The organism is Novipirellula herctigrandis (genome assembly GCA_007859835.1).
In the GTDB taxonomy this organism is placed as follows: Bacteria; Planctomycetota; Planctomycetia; order Pirellulales; family Pirellulaceae; genus Novipirellula_A; species Novipirellula_A herctigrandis.
The window spans coordinates 663,054-675,226 of the sequence record SJPJ01000001.1 but is presented as its reverse complement, the minus strand read 5'-3'; the positions used below and the strand labels follow the sequence as shown (position 1 = coordinate 675,226).

Genomic DNA, 12,173 nt, shown 5'->3' with positions numbered 1-12,173 from the left:
GGAAAGCTTGCTGGACGAGCACGTGGCCGATTTCCAAGCCCTCTTTGGCCGCGTCTCGCTCGATTTGGGCAGACCGAGTCTCGAGTTACTTGCCAAGAGTACCCGAGAACGTCTGGCCGACTATACGCACAACAATGTTGCGGATCCGCACCTCGAGGCGCTGTTCTGTCAGTTTGGTCGTTACTTGTTAATCAGCTGTTCGCGCCCCGGTTCCTTGCCGGCTAATCTGCAGGGTGTCTGGAACCACAGCAATCGACCCGCCTGGGCTGGAGACTACCATTCAAACATCAACGTTGAAATGAACTATTGGCCGGCTGAGGCCGCCAACCTCGCCGAATGTCATGTGCCCTTCATTGATTACGTCGATAGCCTGCGCGAAGTGTATGCCAAAAAGACCCAGAAACATTATGGTGAGGTGCGTGGATGGACGCTACAGACCATGAACAACGCCTGCGGTGTTCAAAGTTGGAAGTGGAATCCGCCGGGAAGTGCCTGGTACGCCCAACACCTATGGGAGCATTATGCCTTTGGTCGTGACATCGACTACCTGCGCGAAACCGCCTATCCCATTCTCAAAGAAATCTGTCACTTCTGGGAGGACCATCTGAAGCGGCGTCCCGATGGTACTCTCGTTACACCAGACGGTTGGTCGCCCGAACAGTACAAGTATGAACCCGAAGAGGGCGTGACCTATGACCAGGAACTCGTTTACGATCTGTTCACCAACACCATCGAGGCTGCCGATGCCTTGGGTGAGGATGAGGAGTTCCGGGACCATATTGCGGCCATGCGGGAGGATCTCTTGAAACCGGCCATTGGAAGCTGGGGACAGTTGAAGGAATGGGAGATCGAACGGGACGATCCAGAAGACAAGCACCGCCATGTCTCACACTTGTTTGCCCTGTATCCCGGGCGGCAAATCAGCATGGCCCAAACGCCAGAACTGGCCGAGGCCTGCCGCGTTTCTTTGAATGCGCGGGGCGATGAGAGTACCGGCTGGAGTCGCGCCTGGAAAATCAATTTCTGGGCCAGGCTTGGCGATGGTGATCGTGCCCATCGATTATTACGGAGCCTGTTGAATCTGGTCACTGGGACAAAGACGATCTACGGCGATAGCGGCGGGGGAGTCTACTCGAACCTACTCTGCTCCCATCCTCCCTTCCAAATCGACGGCAATCTCGGCGCAACAGCCGGTTACTGCGAAATGCTTCTGCAGAGTCACGCGGGCCAGATTCAATTGCTTCCGGCACTGCCTGCTGCTTGGCCGACGGGTTCCGTTAAAGGGCTGTGTGCACGCGGAGGATTCGAAGTGGAGATGACCTGGAAGGACAGTCGACTGACCTCGGCGGTGATCCATTCCAAGTCAGGTCATCCCTGTCGGGTTACCTATAAAGATAAGACGTGGGAATCGGACACCAAGGCCGAGGCAAGTTATCACTTGGATCAAAACTTGAATTCTCAGGAAGGTGGGATATAACTGCTGAGAAACTGAGTGCGTCTGAACTGTCTGATACACCCGTTGAAGGCTCGTTTCTTCAGTCGTAATCCAGAGAGAAATTGTTACACATGCCGCAACGCCAAAGAATATCACCAAGATAAGCACTCCATCCAAAGTCTATTGCTGAAGGTATCCGAATGAGACCGCTGTTTTTTGCATTCACCACAACGGTACTGCTATTGGCTCCGTCGCTTGCCAATGCCGACCAGCGCCCAAACATTGTCTTTTTTCTATCGGATGACCACAGGGCCGATGTGCTTGGGTGCGCTGGTCACCCGGTTGTAAAGACACCCAACATTGATCATCTCGCAGCACGCGGTGAGCGTTTTGAAAATGCCTTTGTCACGACAAGCATTTGCGCCGCAAGTCGCGCGACGCTTTTCACAGGTCTGTTTGAGCGAACGCATGGTTACACGTTCGGCAAGCCTCCGATTTCCGCGGCACACGTTTCAGATAGCTATCCTGCTCAACTGAAAGCAGCGGGCTACCGAACGGGTTTTGTTGGCAAATTCGGTGTTAAAGTGGAAGGCGACCAGCTTGCGATCAACGAGATGTTTGATTCATTCGTAACGGTTGGTCGCGGCCAACAGGGCGTCGGCGAATCGACTCAGCATTTTACGGATATCGCTGGTGACAAGGCGATCGAATTTGTGGCAACCAACGCTGCTGACAAACCGTTCTGCCTGTCAGTTAGTTTCAATGCCGCCCACGCCCAGGACGGCGACAAAACCAATCATTATCCGCACCCAGCCACAGAATCAGAATTGTATGCTGACATAAAGATGCCTCGTCCGGAACTCGATGGAGGCGTCCACTTCGATTCTCAACCAGAGTTTCTACGCGACTCCATGAACCGGGACCGCTACTTCTGGCGGTGGGATACGCCCGAAAAGTACGATCGAAATATGCGGCATTACTTTCGTATGCTTTCCGCCATGGATCGCAATGTCGGTCGTGTCATGGAGCAACTGAACAAACAGGGACTGACCGACAACACCGTCATTGTTTTCATGGGCGACAACGGATACTACATGGGTGAGCGTGGATTCGCGGGCAAGTGGTCTCACTACGAACAATCGTTACGTGTTCCGTTGATTGTTTGCGACCCACGCATCGATGAGGGCGCAGGCAAAGTAAATGAGAACATTGCACTCAATTTGGACATCGCACCAACCCTACTCGATTTGGCTGGAGTCGATATCCCGGCTCGTTTCCAGGGAAGATCGTTAGCCGACCAGAACGATGGCGTGACGCGTCGAGGTTTTTTCTGTGAACATCGTATGCAGAACGACCGCATTCCCAAATGGGAAGGATACCGCGGCACGCGATACGTTTATGCGAACTACTACGAACAAGAGTCTGGTGGTGAATTGTTGCACGATCTGAAAGAGGATCCGAATCAACTGACGAATCTTGTGGATGATCCTGAGTACAACAAGCGATTAATCGAAATGCGAGCCAGAACGGAAGAACTAAGCAAGCAATATTTCAAGGCGAGATCAGAAAGAGTCGAATAGCCAGGAATTGATCAGACGGCATCTTGCTATGATTGTGCTGGTTCAGCGAGACGAAAAAAGGGGAGACGAAAAAAGGGGAAGGGGGGACGAAAAAAGGGGAAGGGGGTAGTTTTTGTTTGATTGGGATGGTAGGTTAATGAAGTCCATGTCCTTTCTGGAGTTAATTGATCATGCCTCGAGTAAAGCGAGCGGATGAAGCCGGCGCGATCTACCATGCGATGAATCGCGGAAATCGCCGCAGCGAATTGTTTCACAAACCGGCAGACTACGAGGCGTTCCTGTGTTTACTCGGCGAGGGACTCAAAAAATACCCGCTGGAAGTGTTTGCTCTGACATTGATGCCAAATCATTGGCATCTTGTCCTGCGGCCTGCAAAAGATGGACAGATGGGGCGCCTACTTGGTTGGCTGACTGCAACGCACACCCTTCGTTATCGAGCTCATTATCACCAGGAGTATCCAAGCCATCTTTACCAGGGGCCGTTTAAGAGTTTTCCAGTTGCGGATGATGGGCACTTCTACGTTGTTTGTCGATACGTCGAGCGTAACCCTTTACGGGCCAAGCTTGTTGCCAATGCAGAAGACTGGACATATGGCTCGCTACAGAGGTGGCATTGCAATAGCGATCAAGAACCGAAATTGCTTTCACCTTGGCCAATCAAACGACTGCCAGGTTGGCTCGCGAGAGTCAACGAGCCTTTGACCACGGCAGAGCTCAAGTCGGTTCGTCAATGCATTAAACGAAATCGTCCGTTTGGCAGTGAAGAATGGGTTGAAGAGATCGCAGATCGGCATGGTTTATGGTCGAGTCTGCGTCCGATCGGTCGGCCGAGAACGAAAACAAAGTCAAAATGAATCAATGATGCAAACAACGAAACAACGACCCCCTTCCCCTTTTGTTTGGTCAACGAAACAACGACCCCCTTCCCCTTTTGTTTCACTTCCCCTTTTGTTTCATGTTTGGCAAACAACGAAACAACGACCCCCTTCCCCTTTTGTTTCACGGTATCAATGGGAACATGGGGAACATGTACCTGTTCACTGCGGATGGTTTGTTTGTGAGCACCTTGTTTCACGACATTCGCGTGCGGCCGAACTGGTCCGCGCCGGTCGCCATGCGGAATATGGACGTCACCGATGTCTCGCTTCACGACGAGAACTTCTGGCCCAGCATGACGCAAACCCCCGACGGCAAGGTATTCGTCGTCGACGGTGGTCGCAGCAGTCTCGTGCGCGTCGATGGGCTCGGCACCCTGAAACGTCTTCCCGATCAAAAGCTTACCGTTACCACAGACGATCTCGACCAAGCTCGTGACTGGTTCGCTCGCGCCGAACTTTCGCGTCAGAAAACCCGCGGTACCGGCATCCTCAACGTACCGTTACGCGCCGCAGCACCGGTTGTCGATGGAAAACTCAACGACTGGCCCGTCACTTCCGAATGGGCCATGATTGACCGGCGCGGTACCAAGGCCAACTTCGACAGCAACTCGCGCCCGTATGATACGGGCGCCTCGCTCTGCATCGTCGGCGACCGTCTGTTTGCCGCTTGGCGTACGACGGAAAAGGACCTGCTCAACAACAGCGGTGAGACGCCAGGCGCGCTCTTCAAAACCGGCGGCTGCCTCGATCTCATGCTGCAGACCGATACCGACCAGCGGCTATTGGTCACGCTCGTCAAAGGCCAGCCTCGTGCAGTGCTCTATCGAGCCAACGTCCCCGGCACCACACAACCCGTCGCGTTCAGCAGTCCCTGGCGCACGATCAACATCGACGTGGTCGAAGACGTCACTGCGCAAGTTGCGTTCGCTACCGACAAAGCTGGCAACTACGAAATCAGTGTTCCTTTGGCAACGCTGCATTGGGCTCCCCAATCAGGCGACATCGTCCGAGCCGACATTGGCGTACTGCGCGGCTCTGGCGGCCAGACGACGCAGCGTGTTTACTGGAGCAACAAAGCGACCGCCATCACCGCCGACGTCCCCAGCGAAGCCGAGCTTACGCCCAAGCTCTGGGGCCAATGGAAAGTACAGTGATTGCCAGATCTTAGGGGCGAAGCGCGAGTTTTGAAGTTGCACGTTTCTCTGAATATCCCGGAGGGAGTGCAGCCATTGGCCGGTGATAAACAAAACGCGATCACCGGTTACCGTCGCGTCTCAAATTGATCGTGAAGGGATCACAGCAAATGTTCGCTGCGATCCTGTCAGGATCGAACCACCGGAAACATCCATGTTCCGGAGGTATTCGCTGCGGTCGACCTCCGGCTAATGGCTTGAATTCCTGCGGAATTGAAAAGTGTGCAATTTCAAAGAAGCGCGAGCGATTGCATTTCCCACATACTTCGTTCACTCGCTCGCGCTTTGTGATTGTATTCGGGTTTGTCACACAGACTCTACGGTCGTCGGCGTGGCTTTGGAGCAGCAGCGGCCAGCGTGCCGGATTGACGCTCGGTGGGAACATACCACTCGTCCAAACCTGCACTGAGTTCCTTGACTTTCTGTGGATTCGTCGTGGCGAGATTCACCTTTTCCTTCGGATCGTCTTTCAGTTTGTAAAGCTGAGGCTCGGCACTAAGAGGCGGATACCTCATCTATCCTAGCGCTCCGTCGTACGTCAGCAGCAGCTTGTCATGGCCCTGGATCACCCAGCGATACTGGAGCGATGCTTGAGGGTTCTCGATGTCGGCAATGTCGTGGGCAAAGGCTTCGCCGAACAGCGTGTCGTGATCGATGGCCTCGCCTGACTGCAATTGCGGTAGCAGATTGAGTCCGGGAAAGTCGTGCGGTCCTTCTGCTTCAGCGGCTGCCAGAACGGTTGGCAGAAAATCAATCGACGAACAAAGTTCGCTACGATCCGCCGGAGGAATTTTTCTTGGCCAGCGGAACATGATCGGCGTTCGTGTCCCCAACTCGAAGGGACTCCGTTTCGATCGCGGTCCGTAGCCACCTGCTTCCTTCGGAATCCAGCCGTTGTCCGTGATGTAAATGACAAACGCATCGTTGGCTATTCCCGCGTTGTCGATGTGATCCAATAGAGTACCGCAGGTTTCATCGAACCATTCGACCATCCCGTCGTACTGGCGATTCGTTCCTGCACTCCCTTCTTGAGGTACTTTTCAAGAAGTCGAGCCGGCGGATTGTGTGGTGTATGGGGCATGACTGGTGCGTACCAAACAAAAAATGGGTTGTCGGTTGGTACGGAGGCGGGCAACGTCACATCGAAGTGATCAGCCGAGTGGGACATTCGTATCGGCAGGGACACGGTCTTGTTCAAGTTCGATGGGTATATGTGCGCGATCTAACGGGATCGCACCGCGATGAATGTTTGATGTCCACTGACGAGATGATGTCGTTGCGCGAGATCGTGGAGAGCTTCATCGGTCGTTGGGATTTCGAGGTGATGTATGAACAGAGGCGAGAACACCTTGGTCTTGAAACGAACCGTGGTCGCCGCAAACAAACGGTGCTCAGAGTCGAGCCTTGTCTATTCGGTCTTTACAGCCTGATCGCCCTATGGTTTGCATGTTTACCTGGCAACCCTCTCAACCGCATCGTTGTAATGTGGCCTGGAAAACGCACGATCACATTCTCCGACGCAGTGGCAACGATTCGTCGCGAAGCGTGGGGCATTTACATAAATCCAACCATGATTTTCAGACCGGTTGTTGATAAACCAAACACCCGTCAGCGAAACTCGCTCATAAACGCGTTCGCCCTGGCCCTCTGACCGGCAAAAAACGAGCTTAACCGCGGGTTTTTCCGAGGTTACCGGCGGCTAGGCCGTGCCGCTCATCATTAACGAGACAGTGCCTAATCTAATCTTTCGCCGAAATAGGAAGATTTGGTAAATGGTTCAGTGGTATGAATACACTGCGCTTCCAATTCGAGGGTCCTCAAGCGACTCCCCAGGCACAAGCATCCGCTACCCAAAAGCCATGTAATCGGTCACTCGTCGGTTTTGACGCCGTTCGAGCGTTCGCGGCTCTTGGCGTGGTTTTGCTGCATGCTTGCGTACCGTACCTACAAAACCCAATGCCAGGTTTATGTTGGTCCGTTCGCGACCAATCTTCCCTTGTGATGGATTGTGTTTTTTGGGGTATTGAAGTTTTTATCATGCCTCTGTTCTTGATGCTCGCGGGGTTCTTTGCGTGGCAAACGCTCTCTCGTCGAGGTGCTCGGCAATTGATCACCACACGTGCGCGGCGATTGTTGATTCCGCTTGGATTTGCGGTCTGCGTGGTACTGCCGATCGAGCTCTACACTTGGGTGTTGGCTTGGGTGGCTGAAGGGATTGTTGAAGCTGTCAAGTTAAAGAGTCTGAAATTTGATGGGGTCGTGGACCGCGACCTATGGGGATTGAGCCATTTATGGTTCATGCTCTATTTATTTTTGTATGGCGCTGCGACGTCGGCGATTGCGGTAGGAGTGGCCCGATCGAGGACCGGTCGATCGATTATTGAGCGGCTAAGTCAGCCTCGGACGCTGTTTGCATGCCTAGTTGGGATTGGTTTTGTGGTCGTATCGATTGCCCCAGAAGTCGTGTGGGGATTTCAGCATGCGTTCGCCCCCGTACCGAGCAAGTGGATTTACAGCGGCACATTTTTTGTCGGCGGACTCTGGATCGCATCGAACGATCCTTCATGGAGTTGGGTGCGAGAGAACACCAAAACCTTAGCGATTTGCAGTGTAATGTTATTGGTTGCAGCGGTCACACTTGGTCGATGGCATCTCAGTAGCGGAGCACTTACGGATACGGTAACCACCGCTTCGCTTTCGGTCGTCACGGTATCGGCTGCGTGGTCGGTGTCGTTGTTTGTATCGGGGCTGTCATTGTCGATCCGTCGGATTCCTCGCTGGTTGGAATACTTTGCGGCGGCATCGTTTTGGGTCTACCTACTTCACCATCCGATTTTGGGGCTCGCCCATTTGGACCTGAAGTTAATGATGCCATCAGTGGGGCCAATTGCAAAAGCGATGATGTCCTTCTCGATCAGTATGACGGTGAGTCTGTTAACGTATGAGGCATTGGTTCGGCGTAGCAAGTTTGGCAAGTGGTTAGGGATGAGTTTCGAATTTGCCGAGCCAGATGCCGCCGAACCTGTAGCCGCCGAACCTGTAGCCGCCGGTTCAGCTCCGCAGGTTGACGCGGCACCGCAGTCCGATGACGCTGAGCATCCCTGGTCGCGCGCAGCGTAAGTTGAACGACGACAAGCCTTTTGATGGGGACGGGAACTCATTCTCACGTTGCGCCGAACCATCCAGTGTCCTTCGGTTCTGTCCGGTTCACAATTTGCCATTGGTCGATCATGATATTGGGCTCGCAGATCCATAATTGCCCCCCGAAACGATACTGTTCATGCCAATGTCACTGGACCCCGATTTTGCCGCTGCTCTCGCCAAACATTCGATGGAAATCGACGAGGCGATCGCGCTGCAGTTGCAGCAATATGTCCAAGTAATGTGGCGATGGAACGAGCAACTGAACCTCACCCGACATACCACTTGGGAATTGTTTGTCAGCCGCGATTTACGTGATTGCCTGCAATTAGCCGTGTTGTTGGAAGAGGGTGAAGAGGTCCTCGATCTAGGCAGCGGAAATGGTATCCCCGGTATCCCCCTTGCCATTTTGCGGCCTGATATCGAAGTTTCCTTGGCCGAATCTGTTGCCAAGCGAGCGAAGGCGTTAAGCGAAATTGTCGGCGAATTGGGTCTACCGGTCGCCGTTTATGGGGCTCGTGGGGAGGATTTGCTCGAAGATTTTCGGTTTTCGACGATCGTCAGTCGAGCGGTCGGCAGTATCGCCAAGTTCTGCCGTTGGGTTGAACCACATTGGGCGAGTGTCGACCGATTATTGCTAGTTAAAGGCCCCAAATGGGTCGAGGAACGTGGGGACGCCCGCCATTTGGGTGCTTTGGCGAATTTACAGCTTCGCCGTGTCGCCACCTACCCGCTCGGTGACGAAGAATCGTCCGAGGGAGTGATCCTTCAAATTTGGCCCTCCGGTGCCCGCGGAAAACGATTCGACTAGCTAACTATGTTTCATTATCTATACTTGGGGGCTTCGCTAGCTATGAGGCCCGCATTGTCTCGGTTTACCCCTTTTCTTTCTCCTTCGATTTCAACTTGCCGCAATGTCGGACTACAACCTTACACACTTAAAACAACTTGAAGCCGAAAGCATTCACATCATCCGTGAGGTGGTCTCGGAATTTAGCAAGCCGGTCATGCTCTATTCGATCGGCAAAGACTCGGCCGTGCTGCTTCACTTGGCGCTCAAGGCATTTCATCCTGGGAAGCTCCCTTTCCCGCTTCTGCATGTCGACACGACATGGAAATTCCAAGAGATGATCAAGTTTCGTGAAGAGTTTGTCCGCAAGGAACTCGGTTTAGACCTTCTCGTTTACATCAACAAGGAAGGTCTCACACACGATATCAAACCTTGGGATGATAGCGAGCGGCATACGGAATTGATGAAAACCGACGCTCTCAAATCCGCTCTCGATAAGTACGGTTTTGACGCGGCATTCGGCGGTGCTCGTCGGGATGAAGAAAAGAGCCGCGCCAAGGAGCGTGTCTTTAGCTTTCGTGACAAGTCACATCGCTGGGACCCTAAGAACCAACGGCCCGAGCTTTGGAATTTGTACAACGGTCGGGTTAATAAAGGGGAATCGATTCGTGTCTTCCCGATGAGCAATTGGACTGAGCTTGACGTTTGGCAATACATTCACTTGGAACAGATCCCGATCGTGCCGTTGTACTTGTCAGCACCTCGAAAGGTGGTCAACCGCGATGGCATTTTGCTGATGCGAAACGACGACCGTATGCCGTTGCTTGCGGGTGAAAAGGAAGAAACCAAGATGGTTCGCTTCCGAACGCTCGGTTGCTATCCGTTGTCCGGCGCGGTCGAGAGCGAAGCGACTACTTTGCCCGAAGTGATTCAAGAAATGTTGTTGGCAACCACTAGCGAGCGGCAAGGCCGCATCATCGACCAAGACGAGGGCGGCGCAGGAATGGAAGAAAAAAAACGCCGCGGATACTTTTAGAAGTTGGAAGGTTGAGGGGAGAAGTTGGAAAGTGGAACGCTATCAACATGTTCCCGTTTTGACTTTTTTCATCATCCTCACTTCGTTTTTCAAGCTTCACTCACCTAACTTCATTCGTCATCCATGTCCCATAAATCTGATCTGATCGCCACCGATATCGAAGCTTACCTGAAGCAACATGAACACAAGCAATTGTTGCGGTTCATTACTTGCGGCAGTGTCGATGATGGAAAAAGCACGTTGATTGGTCGCCTGCTTTACGACAGCAAGATGATCTACGAAGATCAGCTCGCGCAGCTTGAAACTGACTCGAAAAAGGTCGGTACCACAGGCGGCAACTTTGACCCTGCGCTTTTGACCGACGGACTCAAGGCCGAGCGTGAACAGGGCATCACGATTGATGTGGCCTATCGTTACTTTAGTACGGCCAAGCGGAAATTCATTATCGCCGACACGCCCGGGCATGAACAATACACGCGGAACATGGCGACCGGCGCTAGTTCGGCTGACTTGGCAGTGATCTTGATCGACGCCCGTCACGGCGTGTTAACGCAAACCCGTCGGCATAGTTTTATTGTTTCGCTGCTTGGTATCCGGCACGTTGTCGTTGCCGTGAACAAGATGGACTTGGCTGAATATAGCGAAGAGCGTTTCAACGAAATTTGTGATGATTATCGCTCGTTCGCCACACGGCTTGATTTACCCGATTTGCACTTCATCCCGATCAGTGCGCTCAACGGCGACAATTTGGTTGACCGCAGTGAGCACATGCCATGGTATAGCGGCAGCACGTTGATGAATTTTCTAGAAACCGTTTACATCGGTAGCGACCGGAATTTCCAAGATTTTCGCATGCCTGTTCAATTCGTGAACCGCCCCGATTTGAACTTCCGCGGGTTTTGTGGCACCATCGCTTCGGGGATTATTCGTCCCGGCGAAGAAATCATGGTCTTACCGAGTGGCCAAAAGTCCAAGGTAAAGGAAATCGTTACTTACGAGGGGAACCTCGACGAAGCGTTTACGCCGCTTTCGATCACGTTGACAATGGAAGACGAAATCGATGCGAGCCGCGGCGATATGATCGTCCGACCAGGCAATTTGCCCAAGAGTCGTGACCACATCGATGCGATGTTGGTATGGATGGACGGTGCAGCGATGGTGCCCGGTAAAACCTATCTATTCAAACACACCACCCAAACTTTGCCAGGAACGATTGATACTCTGTCCTATCGAGTGGATGTCAATACGTTGCACCGTGAGCCCGCTCCGCAGTTGGAATTGAACGAAATCGGCCGGGTCAGTATTTCGTTGAGCGCGCCGATCCATTTCGATGCTTACCGCCGTAATCGCAGTACGGGGGCGTTTATCGTGGTCGACCGGATCACCAACGCGACCGTCGCTGCGGGGATGATTTTGGACAAATCTGGCGATGACAAAGCCAAGTCGGTCTGGGACGACGATATCAAGGGGACTCAATCGACCGATCCGAACGAGGTTTCGGCGGTGACCGCCGAGGAACGGGCCGCACGGTTTGGTCAGAGCCCGGCAACCGTGTTGCTGACCGGTTTGACCGGTAGTGGCAAGACCGCGGTCGCTCATGCCGTGGAGCGTCAATTGTTCGATGCCGGTCGAGCGGTAGCAATGATCGATGGCGAAATGGTCCGACGTGGACTCAGTCGCGATCTTGGGTTTAGTGCCGAAGATCGCAGTGAGAACCTTCGCCGCGGTGCCCACTTGGCTCAAGCTTTGAATCAAGCGGGGATGATTTGTCTGGCATCGTTCGTCGCACCGTTGGACGCAGTACGGGGCAAAGCAGCCAAGCTAATTGGTGAGAACCAATTCTTCGTCGTTCACGTCGCGACGCCGATCGACGTTTGTCGGACCCGTGACACGAAGGGGCAATACGCCAAAGCCGACGCGGGTGAATTATTAAATTTCCCCGGAGTCACCGCGGATTACGAAGAACCGGCCAATCCCGATTTGGTGATCGATTCGAGCAAACTGTCGATCGAAGAATGTGCCAATGCGGTCGTCGAGTTGTTGAAGAGCAAGTCGGTCATTCGGTAGGAACATTCACCAACGCGAGATTGCTTGAGCCACCGTCGGGCGACGGTGGCTAC

Annotated in this window: 11 protein-coding genes; 9 read left to right on the top strand and 2 right to left on the bottom strand. The window is 53.3% G+C overall.

Going from position 1 to position 12,173, the window contains the following annotated elements; all coding sequences use genetic code 11:
* From CA13_RS02345 to CA13_RS02330, 4 genes are all read left to right on the top strand, one after another.
* The coding region (locus CA13_RS02345) for a glycosyl hydrolase family 95 catalytic domain-containing protein (protein ID WP_419193845.1) at positions 1-1,477 on the top strand (1,477 nt) is incomplete at its 5' end.
* A 158-nt stretch (positions 1,478-1,635) separates the two neighbouring features.
* Positions 1,636-3,015 (top strand): sulfatase family protein, encoded by a 1,380-nt coding sequence (locus CA13_RS02340; RefSeq protein WP_146394417.1) that lies wholly within the window; start codon positions 1,636-1,638, stop codon positions 3,013-3,015.
* 170 nt (positions 3,016-3,185) lie between these two features.
* Positions 3,186-3,869, top strand: a complete 684-nt coding sequence (locus CA13_RS02335; protein ID WP_146394416.1) for a transposase — start codon at positions 3,186-3,188, stop codon at positions 3,867-3,869.
* Between the two features lie 101 nt (positions 3,870-3,970).
* Positions 3,971-5,047, top strand: coding sequence for a hypothetical protein (locus tag CA13_RS02330; protein ID WP_419193844.1), 1,077 nt, complete (start codon positions 3,971-3,973; stop codon positions 5,045-5,047).
* Between the two features lie 356 nt (positions 5,048-5,403).
* On the opposite strand, the gene CA13_RS34555 is transcribed toward CA13_RS02330, so the two are convergent.
* Complete coding sequence (locus CA13_RS34555; RefSeq protein ID WP_419193843.1) at positions 5,404-5,601, bottom strand: hypothetical protein; 198 nt, start codon at positions 5,599-5,601, stop codon at positions 5,404-5,406.
* Positions 5,602-6,078 carry a sulfatase-like hydrolase/transferase gene (locus tag CA13_RS34550; RefSeq protein WP_419193842.1) on the bottom strand — a complete coding sequence of 159 codons (477 nt, stop codon included), beginning with the start codon at positions 6,076-6,078 and terminating at the stop codon, positions 5,602-5,604. It abuts the gene before it with no gap.
* Positions 6,079-6,338: 260 nt separating this feature from the next.
* On the opposite strand from CA13_RS34550, the gene CA13_RS02320 reads away from it, so the two are divergent.
* From CA13_RS02320 to cysN, 5 genes are all read left to right on the top strand, one after another.
* Positions 6,339-6,737, top strand: coding sequence for a hypothetical protein (locus CA13_RS02320; protein ID WP_146394415.1), 399 nt, complete (start codon positions 6,339-6,341; stop codon positions 6,735-6,737).
* A 134-nt stretch (positions 6,738-6,871) separates the two neighbouring features.
* Positions 6,872-8,206 (top strand): acyltransferase family protein, encoded by a 1,335-nt coding sequence (locus CA13_RS02315; protein ID WP_146394414.1) that lies wholly within the window; start codon positions 6,872-6,874, stop codon positions 8,204-8,206.
* 166 nt (positions 8,207-8,372) lie between these two features.
* The gene (gene rsmG, locus CA13_RS02310) at positions 8,373-9,038 is read left to right on the top strand and encodes a 16S rRNA (guanine(527)-N(7))-methyltransferase RsmG (protein ID WP_146403322.1); all 666 of its coding nucleotides are present in this window, start codon (positions 8,373-8,375) and stop codon (positions 9,036-9,038) included.
* A gap of 103 nt (positions 9,039-9,141) precedes the next feature.
* On the top strand, positions 9,142-10,053 hold the full coding sequence (gene cysD / locus CA13_RS02305; protein WP_146394413.1) for a sulfate adenylyltransferase subunit CysD: 912 nt from the start codon (positions 9,142-9,144) through the stop codon (positions 10,051-10,053).
* A gap of 123 nt (positions 10,054-10,176) precedes the next feature.
* Positions 10,177-12,120, top strand: coding sequence for a sulfate adenylyltransferase subunit CysN (cysN, locus tag CA13_RS02300; RefSeq protein ID WP_146394412.1), 1,944 nt, complete (start codon positions 10,177-10,179; stop codon positions 12,118-12,120).
* Positions 12,121-12,173 lie beyond the last annotated feature (53 nt).